14 protein-coding genes are annotated in these 15,697 nt (G+C 56.0%); 2 read left to right on the top strand and 12 right to left on the bottom strand.

Going from position 1 to position 15,697, the window contains the following annotated elements:
• The first annotated feature begins 32 nt into the window (after positions 1-32).
• A complete protein-coding gene (locus HMPREF9623_RS03555) occupies positions 33-815 on the top strand; it encodes a zinc ribbon domain-containing protein (protein WP_009532526.1) in 783 nt (260 codons plus the stop codon).
• A gap of 256 nt (positions 816-1,071) precedes the next feature.
• Here HMPREF9623_RS03555 and HMPREF9623_RS03560 read toward each other — a convergent pair whose 3' ends face one another.
• From HMPREF9623_RS03560 to HMPREF9623_RS03585, 6 genes are all read right to left on the bottom strand, one after another.
• Positions 1,072-1,302, bottom strand: coding sequence for a hypothetical protein (locus HMPREF9623_RS03560; protein ID WP_009532527.1), 231 nt, complete (start codon positions 1,300-1,302; stop codon positions 1,072-1,074).
• A gap of 28 nt (positions 1,303-1,330) precedes the next feature.
• The gene (locus tag HMPREF9623_RS03565) at positions 1,331-1,729 is read right to left on the bottom strand and encodes a thioesterase family protein (protein WP_009532528.1); all 399 of its coding nucleotides are present in this window, start codon (positions 1,727-1,729) and stop codon (positions 1,331-1,333) included.
• A 112-nt stretch (positions 1,730-1,841) separates the two neighbouring features.
• Positions 1,842-3,788, bottom strand: coding sequence for a leucine-rich repeat domain-containing protein (locus tag HMPREF9623_RS03570; protein WP_009532529.1), 1,947 nt, complete (start codon positions 3,786-3,788; stop codon positions 1,842-1,844).
• A 16-nt stretch (positions 3,789-3,804) separates the two neighbouring features.
• Positions 3,805-5,751, bottom strand: a complete 1,947-nt coding sequence (locus HMPREF9623_RS03575) for a leucine-rich repeat domain-containing protein (protein ID WP_009532530.1) — start codon at positions 5,749-5,751, stop codon at positions 3,805-3,807.
• Between the two features lie 20 nt (positions 5,752-5,771).
• On the bottom strand, positions 5,772-7,574 hold the full coding sequence (locus tag HMPREF9623_RS03580) for a leucine-rich repeat domain-containing protein (protein WP_009532531.1): 1,803 nt from the start codon (positions 7,572-7,574) through the stop codon (positions 5,772-5,774).
• Positions 7,571-8,326: a leucine-rich repeat domain-containing protein gene (locus HMPREF9623_RS03585; protein ID WP_009532532.1), complete on the bottom strand. Its 756-nt coding sequence runs from the start codon at positions 8,324-8,326 to the stop codon at positions 7,571-7,573. The genes HMPREF9623_RS03580 and HMPREF9623_RS03585 overlap by 4 nt, the downstream gene beginning before the upstream one ends.
• A 305-nt stretch (positions 8,327-8,631) precedes the next feature.
• Between HMPREF9623_RS03585 and HMPREF9623_RS03590 the strand changes: the two genes are divergently transcribed.
• A complete protein-coding gene (locus HMPREF9623_RS03590) occupies positions 8,632-9,210 on the top strand; it encodes a manganese efflux pump MntP (protein WP_009532533.1) in 579 nt (192 codons plus the stop codon).
• A gap of 109 nt (positions 9,211-9,319) precedes the next feature.
• Here HMPREF9623_RS03590 and rbr read toward each other — a convergent pair whose 3' ends face one another.
• The 6 genes from rbr to HMPREF9623_RS03625 form a co-directional block, all read right to left on the bottom strand.
• Positions 9,320-9,895, bottom strand: a complete 576-nt coding sequence (gene rbr / locus HMPREF9623_RS03595; RefSeq protein ID WP_009532534.1) for a rubrerythrin — start codon at positions 9,893-9,895, stop codon at positions 9,320-9,322.
• 406 nt (positions 9,896-10,301) lie between these two features.
• Complete coding sequence (gene hcp / locus HMPREF9623_RS03605; RefSeq protein ID WP_009532535.1) at positions 10,302-11,945, bottom strand: hydroxylamine reductase; 1,644 nt, start codon at positions 11,943-11,945, stop codon at positions 10,302-10,304.
• A gap of 93 nt (positions 11,946-12,038) precedes the next feature.
• Entirely contained in the window at positions 12,039-12,872 is an 834-nt protein-coding gene (locus HMPREF9623_RS03610; protein ID WP_009532536.1) for a CPBP family intramembrane glutamic endopeptidase, read from the bottom strand.
• Positions 12,869-13,648, bottom strand: a complete 780-nt coding sequence (locus HMPREF9623_RS03615; RefSeq protein WP_009532537.1) for an HAD-IIA family hydrolase — start codon at positions 13,646-13,648, stop codon at positions 12,869-12,871. The genes HMPREF9623_RS03610 and HMPREF9623_RS03615 overlap by 4 nt, the downstream gene beginning before the upstream one ends.
• 59 nt (positions 13,649-13,707) lie before the next feature.
• The gene (locus HMPREF9623_RS03620; protein WP_009532538.1) at positions 13,708-14,094 is read right to left on the bottom strand and encodes a metal-dependent transcriptional regulator; all 387 of its coding nucleotides are present in this window, start codon (positions 14,092-14,094) and stop codon (positions 13,708-13,710) included.
• Positions 14,095-14,201: 107 nt separating this feature from the next.
• The gene (locus HMPREF9623_RS03625) at positions 14,202-15,686 is read right to left on the bottom strand and encodes a hypothetical protein (protein ID WP_009532539.1); all 1,485 of its coding nucleotides are present in this window, start codon (positions 15,684-15,686) and stop codon (positions 14,202-14,204) included.
• Positions 15,687-15,697 lie beyond the last annotated feature (11 nt).

Raw genomic sequence — 15,697 nt, forward strand, 5'->3', positions numbered from 1 at the left:
AACTGCTTTGTCTATTTTTCGGGAGGCCTTCTATGACTTTACCTGCGATCCTTCTTGCGCTGCGCCCGCTCCTCGCAGTGCTCGTGGTTCTGTTTTTGATTCCATGGATTTTCCGGCGCCCGCTCGGCGAATTTACCGGTTTTCTCCGCGATTTGCGCTCCCTGCTCCGCGCGGCCGAGGAGAGCAAAAAACTGGGTCCCACCGAGCGCTCGGTGCCGGACATGACCAAGCTTTTTTTGCCGACCATCAACCGCGATTTCCCGGCGTTCAACTGGCCGGAAGAACGGATTGCGATTGAAAAGCGCCTAGTCTCGGTGCTCGCGGCCAGACAGGCACTCGATTTAAGCAAGCTCGTCTCGCCCTCCGAGAGTCTTCGGGAGCGTGTGCGCCTCGCCATCGAGGATGACCGTATGAACGGGCTGACACGCAGCTTTTCCGACATTGTGATTCATAAGACCGCGATTGCGGACTATAAGAATCTGCCGACTCTGACCGAAATCCGCATTGTCAGCTCCGTCGGCTTTCTCGCTTCCCTGGCGGGCGAGTCCGTCAAAAAAAGCGAAGGCAAGGCGCGCGCCGCTGCACTCGCTGCCCCGCACCGGGTGGAGACCAGCGTCACCTCTGTCCTCGTCCACGCCCAGAGCGTCAATGTGAAAAGCGGCTATCAGAAAATTGTCGGCATCTCCTGCCCGCACTGCGGCGCTCCGCTGCAGCGCGCCGACGCCCGCATCTGCCCCTTCTGTAAGAGCGCTCTCGTGCAGACCGACAGTATGGTCTGGTCGCTCGAGGAAATCGAATTTCAGACGCTCATCTGAGCTTGACACAGCCGGGCCGCACACGCACACCGAAGCATCTCCTGTTTGCAAACTTCCGCGGCATTCGCGCCGATGTCCCAATAGCCAGCCGGGCTTCATAAGCAAAGGATTCGCAGCGGTTCTGGGTAGCCGGAGATTAAAAATCCCCCGCGGTGACCGTTTTCACGGTTACCGCGGGGGCTTTCTTCTGTTCTTTTTTGATAGCACAGCGCTTTTCTGTCTGCTTTTCGACGCAAACGCCGCTTCCGCTTCCGGTTTACTGTCTCTGAATCATCGCGAGGACTTCCTCGGCAGTCTTGCCGCTCTCCTCAATGGCCTTCATGATGACCTGCTGTGCTTCGCTCTTCTCTTCCCTCTTCAGCTCCTTAATCTCGGCCTTCTTTGCCTTGACTGCCTCCTGAAGCTCCGTGAGTTCCGCATTTGCCTTCTGCAGTCTCTCGGTGACACTGAGTGTCGGCTTGTTCTTTGCGCCCTTTGTGCGTGCCATTTTGTTTCCTCCTCTAGACCTTTTTCTCTTATTTATTCTCGAGTTTTGCCTGTGTTTTTTCATCAAAACGCACCCGATCCACAACTGCTCTCTGGTGCGTTCCCTCGCCGATCAGCCCGCACTCATCGTGCGCCTCGACATGGAAGGTGAGAATTTTGCCGTTTGCGCTGATTTCCAAAAGCTCTGCGTCAAAGGTCACCTTCATGCCCTTCGGCGTCGCAGCGACATGGCTCACGTCCACCTTGACACCGACCGTCGTCTTGCCCTCGCCGAGCAGTTCCTCGACCGAAGCAGCCGACGTGTATTCCATATTCGCAATCATCATCGGCGTCGCGAGCACATGGACCGTGCCGCTACCGACATGAATGGCAAGATCCTTTTCCTCAACCGTGATTTCCTGATGTCCTTTGATTCCCGGGTTCAGCATTCTATCTCCTTTTTTCTATTCCAAACGCCCTGTTTTATACAAGCAATTCCTTATAAAGAGTTATAGCAAACTCTCTTTTTCTGTGCAAGTATTGTTTTGCAAAAAGTGATATTTATTCGAGCAATAAAATTCCCCTGCCCTGCAAAACAGCGATATTTTGAATGTCATTGTCAGCGCAGTAAAGCGCGCGAAGCTTTGAGAGCGCCGTGAGCGGGGAAATATCCTCGATGCGGTTTCCGACGATATCCAGCACTTCGACATTCGGAATTGCGTTTACAAACGTAAGATCGGTGAGTCCGCAGTGATTCAGGCGGAGTTCACGGAGCGCCGTGCAGTGCGAGAGAACCGAAAGCGCCGCAGAGTCTTTGGTCTCGCTCCCGTAACCGCCGATTTGGATGCCTCCCTGAAAACCGATGATGCTGAGGCGCGTAAGCGCCGTATTCTCGCCGTCGGGCGCCGGATCAATTCGGAGTGCGTCTGTGCTCATAGCGCTCACAATATTGTTTCCGATTACCGTGATGTCCGTGACCTGCGGAAACGCCCCCAGCGGCAGCGGTCCGTCTTCGCCAACGACGGTCAGTTTCCGAAGGGCGGGCAGGGCCGATAGGCTCTCGATATGCACCGGCTTTTCGTCGTCTTTATCGAAATTCAGATACAGCTCTTCCAGCTGATCGAGGCCTGCGAGCGCCGTAAAATCCGCGCTGTCGCCGAAGCGGTTCATGAAGAGCGTCAGTTTTTTTATGCTCTTGCAGGGCGCAAACTGCGCGAAATCCTCTTCGCTGGCTTCGAGCTCTTCGAGTGCGGTCAGACCGCTCAGGTCAGGCAGTGTTCCCTTCACCGACCAATCGGCGTTGGCGACGCGGAGTTTTCGAAGTTTCGTCAAGGCGCTGAGCGCGTTCAAATCCGTGAGTTCCGTGCTATCGCCGATGTCCAGCGAACGGAGACCTGTGAGTGCGCGAAGCGGCTCCAGACTGCGCAGTTCCCTGCCGTTCGAAATACGGAGTTCTTGCAAATTGCCGAGCGGCTCCAGCACATTGAGACTCTTCATCTCATAGGCATTTTCGAGCGTCAGACTCTCAAGCTGCGTGAGACTTGAGAGAAACCGGAAATCCTTGATGCCGTCTCCCTGCGCCGAGGCTCCGAGCTCCATTTTCTTCACCCCGCTCAGCTCGAGCAGGTCTTCGTTTCCGTCGGTGGAGAGCGCTGTTCCGAGCGTTTCAAGCTGTCCGAGCGCCTTTAGCCCCGACAGCGAGATCTTCTCCCCGCGGTAGCCGACATACAAGGTCTTCAGCGCGGGAAACTGTCTGACCAGGGTGTCGACATCGTCCGCATCGTAGAGCATGACGCCGCCGAGTTCCTCAATGGCCGCGGGATCTGCGACCAATTTTGCGAGCCCCGCGGGACCGGTGGAAAAATTACTGTTATTCTGCAGGTAGAGTACCTTCAGCTTTTTTAAATTGCCGAGCGTATTGGCGTACTGCTCCGATGAAAACGAAAGGGTGATATCGTCCGTCAACACCCGGAGTTCCTCGAGGTTTGAAAAAACCTGCAGTGCGGTTCCGTCGATTTCAATATTATCGTCGTGCACCAGCGGGACCCTTGTTTCGCTCGCATCGTCGAGCGTCACCTTCGCCCACAGGATGTCACTGTTCGATCTGTTAAACGCAAGCGCCCGGACGCGCTGATAGTCCTCCTCGGTAAGCGCGGCGGCGTCCTTCCCAAATACCTCCGACAGCACTGTGCCGAGCACCGGATCAGTCAAAGTTGTCGCATACTTTGCCGCTGCCTTGGTCTCTTTCTTTCGGAACAGTCGGTCGAGAAGCGGCAGAAAAATCATGAATACACAGAGGAGCACCGTGAGCGCTGCGCAGAAGAACAGCAGCGCGCCCGGCTTTTCCTTCGGTTTCGGCGCTCCCCCGAGATTCACATTGATCTGCACTGCCTTGTCTTTTTCTTCGACATAGAGCGCCGTCCCGCAAGACGGACAACTGACCTTGCCGCTCTGTTTCACCAGGATGCTGTTCCCGCAGTTCGGGCAGCGAATTTTTGTCGGATTCATTCTCTTCTCCTTGTAATCATTCCGATACCACCAGATCCCTGCCGCGCAGAACCGCGATGTTTTGAATCGCATTGTCCGCAGAGAGAAACAGGCGAAGCTTCGGAAGGTCGGTGAGCGGCGAGACATCTTCGATCCGGTTGCCGCTCATATCCAGAATCTCCAAATTCGAAAGACCGCTCGTAAACGCGAGATCCGTGAGCCCGCAGTGGTTCAGCCGGAGTTCCCGGAGAGCCTTGCAGTGCGAGAGCTGCATAAGCGCCGCCGTGTCCCGTACCGTACTGTTATAGCCGCCGATCTGTACCCCGCCCTCATATCCGAAAATCCGTAGGCTCTCAAGCGCGGTATTGTCGCTGTCAAGTTCCGAGGTAAGCCGGAGCGCCGCAGTCCCAGTACTGTTCATGATGACCGTGATAGCGGTCGCATGCGGAAACGCCCGGAGAGACAGCGGCCCCGTTCTGCCGGTGACGGTCACGGTTTTTAGATTCGGCAGGACAGCGAGACTGTCGATATTCGTAAGCTCACTCGTCACGATGCCGCAATCAATCCGGAGTTCTTCCAGATTGCTAAGCCCCGCGAGCAGCGAAAAGTCATTGCTGTCATCCGCCCCCTCGGCTTCGATCGTGAGCTTCTTAAGACCGGTACAGCCGGCAAACTGCGGTATCATATCGGCATCGGCCGTGAGTTCTTCGAGTGCGGGGAGCGCGCTTAAATCCGGCAACGCCGCGGCGAAGTGTCCGACCGAATCGGCGACATGAAGACTTTGCAACTTGGTGAGCGAGGACAGGACGCTCAGGTCTTCGATGCCGTAACAGTTTTCGAACTCCAGGGTACGGAGCTCCGTGAGAGAGGCAAGCGGCGCAATGCTGCGAAGCTCTCTGCCGCCGTAGATCCTTAACTCTTTCAGGTTCGTGAGCGGCGCTATCATATTGAGATTCTTCATTTCATCGGCACCGACCAAGCTCAGGCTGTCAAGCTGCGTGAGACTAGACAGAAACTGCAGGTCCTTGACATAGCCTTCGGAGGTTTGCACTCTGAGCTGCATTCTTTTGATCTGACTGAGTTCCGGCAGATCTTCGTTGCTCTTGGTATCCAGGTCGGTGCCGAGTTCTTCGAGCTTCGAGAGGGTACGCAGGCCGGACAGCGGAATCTCCGCCTCGCGCCGGTCAATGAACAGCGTCTTCAAATTGGGGAAGCGCTTTGCCAGTTCGTCGACATCCGCCGCTTCGGTGAGCGCAACGCCACCGAGTTCCTCGATCGCCCCGGGGTCTGCAACCAGCTCCGCAAGTCTGTCCGGCTTCTTTTGATAACCGCCGTTGTTCGGGAGATACAGAATCTTTAATTTCTTCAAGTTGCCGAGATTCGGGGTGTATTCCGTTGAATCAAAGGAGATGCGGACATCGTCTCCCGTATTTCCGCTCGCGGCGCGGAGCGCTTCGAGGTTCGGGAAGGCCTGAAAAGCCGTGCCGTCGAGTTCTACGGTGTCCGTATCATGATAAATCGGGATGCGCTTTTTGCTGTCATCCGCGAAGCTCACATCCAGGTAGAGCAGCGTCCAGCTTTTCATCTGAAACGAAATTTCTTTGACGCTTGCATAGTCCTCCGCGGTCCAGGCGGAAGGTTCCTTTTCAAAGGCATCCGTGAAAACCCTGACCAGAACCGGATCCGTCAGTGTTGTCGCATAGTGCGCCTTCTCTTTGGGCTCTGCCTTCCGGGAGCTCCGGGTCAGCATCGGCAAAAAAATGAAGAAGATACTCGCAACCGCGCAGAGAACCATCGATATGACAAAGAGTTCCGGTGACATTCGCCTGCCGTAATTCACCTGACCGTTCACATTGATCTGTACCGACTTCTCCTGTTCTTCGACATAGAGCATCGTTCCGCAGGCACTGCATTTCGTCTTGCCGCTATGCTTCACCAATATGCTGTTCCCGCAGTGCGGGCAGCGAATTTTTGTCGGATTCATTCTTCTCTCCTCATTTCGATTTATTCGACCGGAACAATGCCCCTGTCTTTTAAGAGCCCGATATTTCGGATTACATTGTCCGTATAGCAGAGATAGCGAAGCTTCGGCAGCGCCGTGAGCGGCGCAATGTCTTCGACCCGATTGTCACTGATATTCAGCAGCTCGAGGTTCGGAAACGCCTCCGTAAAGGCGAGCGAATCGATGCCGCAGCTGCCGAGACAGAGCTCCCGGAGTGCCGTACTGCGATAGCCCTCAAAGCGCACCGCGCCGAAGGCAAAGACAGAGAGCTTCTCGAGAGCGGGAGCATCCTCCCCGGTTGCTGCCAAAATGCGAAGTTCGGAAGAACCGCCGCCCATTTCCGTGGTTTCACCGAGCACGGTGAGCTCCGTGACCGCCGGAAAGGCATGCAGCGGAAGTGTTCCCTGTCCGCAACTGAATGTGACTTTTCGAAGCTTCGGCAGCTCCCGGAACGCATCGAGTTTTTCCGTATTCTGCGTAGCGCTCTCGACATTCAGCGCAAGTTCTTCGAGTTCCGAAAGGCGCGAGAGACCCGAGAAATCCGTTTCGCTCCCGATGTGACCGAGAAAGAGCGTGAGCTTCTTTAATTTCCGGCAACGGGCCAGCTGCGGGAGAGTCTCCGCACCGCACTCCAGTTCTTCGAGCGCCGGGAGCAGGGTCACATCCGGTATGAAACACCCCGCCTGCCAGCCATCGGAAATCCTGAGCCGTTTGAGCTGCGGAAGTTCATACAGCGCGGCATAGTCCGAAAGATTGAAACTGTCCCCCAAATCCAGCGTTTCCAGCGCCGTAAGCTCCCGGAGCGGCTCTAGGCTCGTGAGCTGTGTCGCGCCCGAAAGGCGCAGTTCCCGCAACTTTGTCAGGGGCTTGATATCGTTCAGATTCAGGAGCAAAACGGCGTCGCGAATCGTGAGACTTTCAAGCTCTGTGAGACCGGACAAGAAACGGAACTCTTTGATATCCTCATTCCCCTCGGAGGCGATGAGTTCCATTTCCCGCACCCCTGTGAGGGAAAGTAAGTCCTCGTTGCCCGCGCACCGCAGCGGCGTATAGAGCGCTCTGAGCTCCTTTAATCCCTGTAACCCGGACAGCGTAACCCCGGGCTCCCGCTTCACAATTCGCAATCTTTTTAGGTTCGGGAACTTTTGCACGAGCTTTTCGACATCCGCCGTCGCGTAGAGCGTAACCCCGCCCAGTTCTTCCATTGCACCGGGATTTGCGACCAGATATGCGAGCCCCGCCGGACTTCCGGGATACTCCCCCCGATCCGGCAAATAAAGACAGCGGAGCTGCTTCAGATTGGCGAGCGTATTCGCGTACTCCTGCGAGGAAAATGTGACCTGAAGCAACGAGCGCTGTCCGGACATATCGAGCGCTTCGAGATTCGGGAAAGCCTGAAAGGAGTTCCCGTCGAGGGTAATCCCCTCGCCGCCGCTGACAATCGAAACCTGCTTCTCACTGCCGTCCCCGAGAGTGACATCCATACGGAGCAGGGAAAAGTCGACGGTCTCAAAGCGGATGCGCCGCACCTTCCGGTAATCCTCCGCTGTCAGCGCAGCCGGGTCTTTCCGGAATACTTCCGCGAATGCTCGCCGCAAGACCGGATCTGTCACCGTATCGGCATACTTCGGAAGATACTTCGATAACGCCGGCAGCGTCACGGTGATTGCGCCTTTTTTCCGGACCGCGGTCGCTTTCTTTGCGGAGACAGATCCGCAACCGCCAAACAAAACGCCGCTCAAAAGAAGCGGCGTACAGGAAAGAAAAGCTTTTCGAACTCCACGCGTAAGCCCACTCGGATTCATTTTTTTTGCTCTCCGTTTACGGTAAAATTCTCCAGAAATCGCATTCCTGTGAGTTCCGGCAGTCCAGTGACCTCTTCCGCACGAATCTCGGCATTCTTTAAATACGGCACACTTCCGAGCGCCGTGAAATCCGTGATTCGATTATTTTCCAGGGTCACTGAGACCAGGGATTTCATGCCGGAGAGCGGCGATATATCCTGCACGCCGGTATTCTTTAGCGAGAGACTCTGTAAACCCTGCAGACTTTTGACAAAGCCGAGGTCCGTGAGCTGCGGCGCATCCTGAATCGTGATGCTCTCCAGATAGGGGAAGCGGGACAGGCTGCTGAAATCGGAAATCATCGCCGCATCTTCGATGGTCAGGTGCTTCAGTCCCGTGATATCACTGAGTTCCGCGAGACTCGACGCGCCGGAGAGCGTATAGTCCTCAAATACCCGGCTCGCCGTCGTCTCTGTCTGCGAACTATGTCTGCCCGCCTCATTCGAGGCAGCGGTGTTGATGCCGAGCAGGATGAGGGGTATCAGAACGATACTGGCCGTAGCTACGCCGATGATGATTTTTTGCGACACAGAGAGTTCGACTTCTCTGCTCGAATTGTTCTGCCCTCCGTTGTAAAAGTTGACCGTGACATCCGGCCCCGAGAGGTCGATGCGGAGCGCTGTTCCGCAGTAAGGGCACTTTGCCTTGTCTTGTCCCTCCTCCCAGTCCAGCGCTGCGCCGCAGTGGGGACAGGTTAAACTTGTGATTTTCATTCCGAGCCGCACACTCCTATTCATCTGCCTAGTTATTTTTCTTTTTTAGCTCAGATTTTATTATACACTTTCTTTTATTGTTTGGAAATAGATACAAACGCTTTCGATATTTGCGGTTGACTAACCTCTGATTTCGGTGATAAATTGGACGGGCTTTAACAGGGAGTAGGGAACGCCGTTAGGCGTTTCAAGTCAACAAAATGGCTTCGGCCTGGCTTGGATTAAATCGCGAGACTGGGAAGCACGCTGGTCGTGCTCCGGTCTCTTTTTTTGTCCTTGTTTATCACTGTCATCGGAGGTGCTCTGTGACCATACAGCCGTCTTTTATTCTGAACAGCATTCTGCTCGGCGTCGGACTCGCGATGGATGCCGTCTCGGTTTCCGTTGCCAACGGACTCGAAGATCCCGGTATATCCCGCAAGAAAAGCTTTGGGATTGCGGGAACCTTTGCCTTTTTCCAGTGGCTCATGCCGATGCTCGGCTGGTTCTTTGTGACCTTTTTGCTCTCGCTGTTTCGCGTGATTGCGCCCTTTCTGCCCTTTGTCTCCCTTGCTCTTCTCCTCTACATCGGCGGAAAACTCGCGCTCGAGGGCATTCGCGGAGACTCGGAGGAGACGCCGGACAGCGGCATCGGCCTGAAGGCGCTGCTCCTCCAGGGCATCGCGACCTCGATCGATGCCCTCTCGGTCGGCTTTACGCTCGCCTCCTACCGTGCGGCGGAGGCACTGCTCTCCTCGGTCTTAATTGCCCTTACCACCTTTTTCCTCTGTCTCGGCGCGCTCCACGCCGGAAAGCAGGCCGGCGCCGTCTTAAACCGCCAGGCCAAGGTGATCGGCGGTCTCATTTTAATCATCATCGGGGCGCGCATTTTTATCACCGGCTGAACCCCGAAGCGCCGTTTCACACAACGCAAAAAAGGAACCGGAAGGCTTTCGCCTCCCGGTTCCTTTTTTGTCAGCGCGATGCTCTTGCTCTGCACCCGCCCTGTCCCGATTAATAGTTCTCTGCGAGAATCTCGAAGAATGCCTGCGGGTGCTGGCAGGTCGGACATACCTGCGGTGCCGAAGTGCCGACCACAACGTGACCGCAGTTCCGGCAAACCCAGACCTTGACTTCGCTCTTCTTGAAGACTTCCTGCATCTCGACGTTCTTTAAGAGCTTTCTGTATCTCTCCTCGTGGCGCTTCTCGATTGCGGCGACCATGCGGAACTTCGCTGCGAGCTCCTTAAAGCCCTCTTTTTCCGCCGTCTCGGCGAACTCGACATACATGTCGTTCCACTCATAGCTCTCGCCCTCTGCCGCATGGAGGAGGTTCGTCGCCGTGTCCGCAATGCCGTTCAGCTCTTTGAGCCACATCTTTGCATGCGCGTTCTCGTTCGTTGCGGTCTCCTCAAAGAGAGCGCCGATCTGCTGAAAGCCTTCCTTCTGCGCCGTGGAAGCAAAGAACAGATACTTGGTTCTCGCCATCGACTCGCCGGCATAAGCCTTCTGCAGGTTCTTCTCGGTCTCAGTGCCTGCGTACTTGGTCTTTACATCGCTACCGCTTGTGATCTTCTTCTCGTCTGCCATGATATCCTCCTTATTGTTGTTTCTGCATCTACTGTATCAAATGCATCTGTAATCGTGTCTTCCTTACTATAACAGTTTGTTTCCGGCTTGTAAACAATTAAATCAGGAATTATTCCTAATTTGTATTTGTCCGGACTAAATCTTTCGACGAAGGTTTTCTTCCTCCGCTCTCTCTTCTCGCCTCTCTGCCGCTCCCTTTTCCGCGCAACGTGACAGTCCCGCTTCGCCATGCTTCAGACAGGATATACCTGTCTTTCCCGCACGGTTTCCGCTCATGCTCCCGCTGCGGCGGCTCTGCCTTGCCGAAATTTCCTGTGCGCGAAGAATGCAGAAAAGACGACGGATCTTAAGTCCGTCGCCTTCTGTCTTAACCAAAGAGGGATTTCTTGGATTTCTGTAGCTTGTTTCAGGCTTCCTTGCCGAAGAAGAGCTCGATATCATCTTCGACGGAGCCGATGCCTGCGATGCCGAAGTTCTTGACCAGGACGTTTGCGACATTCGGGGAGAGGAAGGCCGGCAGTGTCGGTCCGAGATGGATGTTCTTCACGCCGAGGTAGAGGAGAGCCAGGAGCACGATGACTGCCTTCTGCTCGTACCAAGCGATGTTATAAGCAAGCGGAAGCTGATTCACATCGTCGAGGCCGAAGATCTCCTTCAGCTTGAGCGCGATGACTGCCAGAGAGTAGGAGTCGTTGCACTGACCTGCGTCGAGCACGCGCGGGATACCGCCAATGTCGCCGAGATCCAGCTTGTTGTACTTATACTTCGCGCAGCCCGCGGTCAGAATCACAGCGCCCTTCGGCAACTTCTTCGCGAACTCCGTGTAGTAGTCGCGGCTCTTTGCTCTGCCGTCGCAGCCCGCCATGACGACGAACTTCGTGATGGCGCCGCTCTTCACCGCATCGACCACCTTGTCCGCGAGTGCAAAGACCTGTGCGTGTGCGAAACCGCCGACAATCTTACCGGTCTCAATCTCGGTCGGCGGCGGGCACTGCTTTGCCTGCTCGATGATCGGGCTGAAATCCTTGACCTCGCCGTAGGGCGCATCGATGTGCTTGAGGCCCGGGAAGCCGACGCAGCCCGTGGTCCAGACTCTGTCCTTATAGCTGTCCTTCGGCGGAACCAGGCAGTTCGTGGTCATAAGAATCGGACCGTTGAAGCTCTCGAACTCCTCCTTCTGCTTCCACCAAGCGTTGCCGTAGTTGCCCGCAAAGTTCGGGTACTTCTTGAAGAACGGATAGTAGTGCGCCGGAAGCATCTCGGAGTGCGTGTAAACATCCACACCCGTACCCTGGGTCTGGTCGAGCAGCATCTCGAGGTCCTTCAAATCATGGCCGGAAATCAGGATGCCCGGGTTCTTGCGGACGCCGATGTTGACCTCGGTGATCTCCGGGTTGCCGTAAGCGCCGGTGTTTGCGCCGTCGAGGAGCGCCATGCCTTCGACACCGTACTTACCGGTCTCAAGAGTCAACGCAACGAGATCGTCGACCGTGAGGCTGTCGTCGAGGGTCTTAGCGAGCGCCTCCTGCAGGAAACGATCCACTTCCTCGTTCTCACGGAGCAGTGCGTTCGCGTGCTTCGTGTATGCCGAGAGACCCTTGAGTCCGTAGGTGATGAGCTCGCGAAGAGATCTCACATCCTCGTTCTCGGTCGCGAGAACGCCGACTTCCGCCGCTCTCTCCGGGTAAGCGCTCTCCGGAATCTCCTCGGTCGCAGCCTTCGGCAGCTTCGAAGCATCGGAAAGGTCCTTGCGGAGTGCGTCGCGACATGCGAGCGTTTCCGTGATGCGCTTCTCAATCGCCTTGCGATCGAAATTTGCGTTCGTGATCGTGATGAAGAGGTTCATCGACACGAGGTGATTGACCTCGGCCGCAACCGGCTTGCCCTCCGCTCTGAGAGCAGTCGTAACCGCAGAGAGACCCTTAGTCACATAAATCAGAAGATCCTGTGCTCTTGCGACATCAAACTTCTTGCCGCAGACACCCTGCACGGTGCAACCCTTGTTGCCCGCGGTCTCCTGACACTGGAAACAAAACATTTTAGCGTCCATTGATATCCTCCTGTACATCTCAGGGCGTCCGCCCTGTTGTTTGCTCTTACTGACAGGATTTATGGTATCACGCCGAAACGCTTTCATCCGTTGCTATGGCAACGGCTTTTCGCTTTGCTTTGTTCTTTTTTGCATACGCAGCAGAAGAAACAGCAACACCGGAACGCAGAGCAGGGAGGCGAGGTTCACGAGAGCCGTCGCCTTTTCGCCGTCAAAGCCGGGCGGCAGCGTCCCCGAAAAATTATTGACAAAGTGCACGAGATACGGCCAGATGATGTTCCGCGTCTTTGCATAGAGGTAGCCGAGCACCAGCCCAATCAGGAAAGTGTAGACACCCTGCACGAAAATGCCGTGCCAGATGCCGAAAAGCAGCGCCGAGATAAAAATTGCGGCGCCCTCTTTTCCGGTATCCCGCTCTACGAAATGAAAGACAAGGCCGCGGAACAGAAGCTCTTCGACCATCGGGCCGATAATCGAGACCTCCAGGAGCATCCAGATGTAATCGCCGTTCTCGAAGGCGCCCATCTCCGTGTTAAAGGTCTCATAGCTCGCCTGCAATGCCGGAATCGATTTCTGGATGAGCTCCGCGAAATTCAGCCAGAGCAGCGAGACACCGCCGACGCCGAGGCCGATCAGCAACATTTGCAGTGTGCCGCTGACCGGGCGCAGTTTGAGAGTCGCAGGTCTCTCCTCGTAATTCCGCTTGACGAGTTTCAGAAGTCCGCTGTAAACAAAGCAGAGCACAAGCGCCGAGCAGACATAGCCGAGATTTTGATTGGCGTCGAGATAGGTCCACGAGACGCCGAGAAACGCGAGCCCACCCTCGGCGAGGAGGGCAAGAATCGCATCGATGTAACTGTAACTGTAAATTAAGCTTGCCACCAGCAGAACGCGGAGGCCGCTCACCGCTCTCTCTTTTGAAGTCAATGTTCCATCACCTCGCCGACGCCGTTCAGAATATAGTTGGGTCGATAGGGATACTGCTCGCACTCCTCTCGCGTCGTGACACCGGAGAGCACCAGCACCGTCGTGAGGCCGGTCTCAATTCCGGCGATCACATCGGTGTCCATGCGGTCACCGATCATGACCGCGTTTTCCGAGTGGACGCCGAGCAGGCGGAGACCTGTCCGCATCATCAGGGGGTTCGGCTTTCCGACAAAATAGGCCTGCTTGCCGGTCGCGAGCTCAATCGGCGCAATCAGCGCGCGGCAGGCAGGTGCAATACCGCTCTCGGTCGGCCCGGTCAGGTCGTAGTTCGTGCCGATCAGCTTGGCGCCCGCATTGACGAGGCGTATCGCCTTGGTGATCTGATCCAGATTATAGGAAGAGGACTCTCCGACCACCACATAGTCCGGATTCACATCGTTGTAGGTGATGCCCTTGTCGTAGAGCGCATTCAGAACGCCGTGCTCACCGACCACATAGGCCGAACAGCCGGGCGCCTGTCGATTCAGGAAATGCGCGGTCGCGAGCGCACTCGTGTAAAAGTGAGACTCATCGACCTCAAGTCCCATGCGCTCCAGTTTCTGCTGCAGCTCCTTCGGCGTGTACTGGCTCGAATTCGTGAGAAACAAAAAGTGCTTGTCCTCGCGAAGCATCCACTCCACAAATTCCCGCACGCCCGGCAGAATCCGGTTGCCGTGATAAATCACGCCGTCCATGTCGCAGATAAATCCCTCTTTATCCCGCAATGTTGTCTCCATAATAACTCCTTTCCATATAACAATACCCGCGCACCTTGCATGCGCGGGTATCTTCTCGCTCAGACGCCCTGTTTCTTGCCCCAGTGCGCCTGCATCTTGTGAAAACTGTCCTCGCTGATCACATGCTCGACCGAGCAGGCCTCCTCTTCGGCGACCTCCGGTGCAATGCCGATGGACTCGAAGAGTTGGCGGAAGAACTCATGCTTCTCGAATGTCTGTGCCGCCGCCTGCTCCCCGGCCTCGGTGAGCTGAATGCGCCAGTCCTCGCGGTGAATGTAGCCCTCCTCCTCGAGTTTTTTCAGCGCGACCGAGACACTCGGCTTTGAAAAGTTCATGAGCTCTGCGATGTCAGTGGGGCGGCAGGCACCCTTCTCCCGGATGATGCGGAGTATGCTCTCCAGATAGTCTTCGCTCGATTTGCCAAGCTCGTGTCTCTCCTGTTTCATGCAACCTCCTCTTTCTGATTTCAAAAAACCGAAGCCGTGAGACCGGCTCCGGTTTTGTTTCCATTGACTAACAAAATAGCACAGCGCGCCGCGCGCGTCAAGTCACCTCAGTCTTCCCGCTCCTGCTTGTCATAGATGCTGAGCGGATGCGACTCCCTGCGGAACACCCGGGCCGCAAGCCAAGGTAACCCCTCCGCCTCAAAGAAAGCACGCATGCAGCGCACGGTCGCATCGAAATCCCAGGCGATGAAGTCCAGATAGCCGCAGAAGAGACCGGTTGCGCCGCCGATGAAGCTGCAGCACTCCGCGCCCTCGGGCGTCTCCATCCGCGCCTTTGCCCTATCCCGGAGCGCTAAGATTTCCTCCGAGCGATTTTCTCCGCGGAACCCGGAGAGCGGGTAGATGAAGAAAGCCGCCACCGCACCGTCTGCCTGCAGTGCATCGATCATGCTGTCCTCCTCCTGCAGATACTCACTGACCAGAGTCGGGCAGAGACTTGCGCCCGAGATGGTGTCGAGCCGGTAGTCGGCGTTCGGGTCTTCGCTCGGATCTAAGCTGTAAAAGGTATAGTTTTCCGCAATGACTTCCGCTGGCGTGATGTCAAGCTTGGCGCCGCGACGTGAAAGCTCCTCCGGCAGTTCGGAGAGTAGGCAGGACTTTCCCTCGGCGGGCGCCTTCAACACATCGAAGCTACGGATGTAGCGCATATTGACGAGTTCGCCGAGCAGCTGATCGGTGAGCGTCGTTAAGAGCCACCAGACTCTTCCCTCATCTTCCGTAAGGAGGGGGAGCAGCTTCTCGCAATAGAGCTTGACCCCGTAGCGGTCTCCCTTTCCCGCCTCGATCCAAACCTGTACGTCCTCGCCCCGAATCGGACCCTCGCCCGCATCGAGCGCGAGACCGCTCATGCGCTGCCGCCCGACTATGATATTCCAGTGTTCCGCCACTTCCGCGGGCACATAGCGCTGAAAATAGCAGTCCTCGAGAAGCACTTCGATGCTGCCCTCGGGCGTCAGGATGAGCTCATATTTTTCGCCGTTAAAGCCGAGTTCAAAGGCCTGGTTCTCAAGGGCCTCGCGCAGAATATCGCCGCATTTCTCGATTAACTCATCGCCGCGCACATGCTCTGTGTCTTCATCCATGATGCGGCGGAGTTCCGCTTCCTCCGCGGCAAAGCGCTTCCAGACGCTTGCCGTTCTCTCGCGAAAGTTTTCGGCAAAGCGCGGCAGCGAGATGCGGCGCTCGCAGTCGTCAATGAAATTCTGCGTGTCCTCATCGCCCGGAAGCGCGGCGAGTGCCTCACGGAAGTGGTGTAAGGCCCTTCCCTCCTGATCCAGATAGTAATAAGCGTAGCCCAGGCGGAAATTCCAACGGTGATCCCCCTCAAAATAGGCCTCGTGGCGCTTTAAGAGCGAAACCGCCTTCCGAAACAGTTTGCGGTCCGTTGCCTCCGCCACGTTGTTATAAGCGCGCGCAAGTTCGCTGTCGAGTTCCGGCGTTCTCTCTTCCGCCGGAAGCGCCTCAATCGCATCGACTATTTTTTGATGCTCCCCGTTCTCAAACCACTGCGCACACTGCTGTAACAGATCCATGCCCTTCTCCT

The organism is Stomatobaculum longum (assembly GCA_000242235.1).
GTDB classification, from domain to species: Bacteria; Bacillota; Clostridia; order Lachnospirales; family Lachnospiraceae; genus Moryella; species Moryella longum.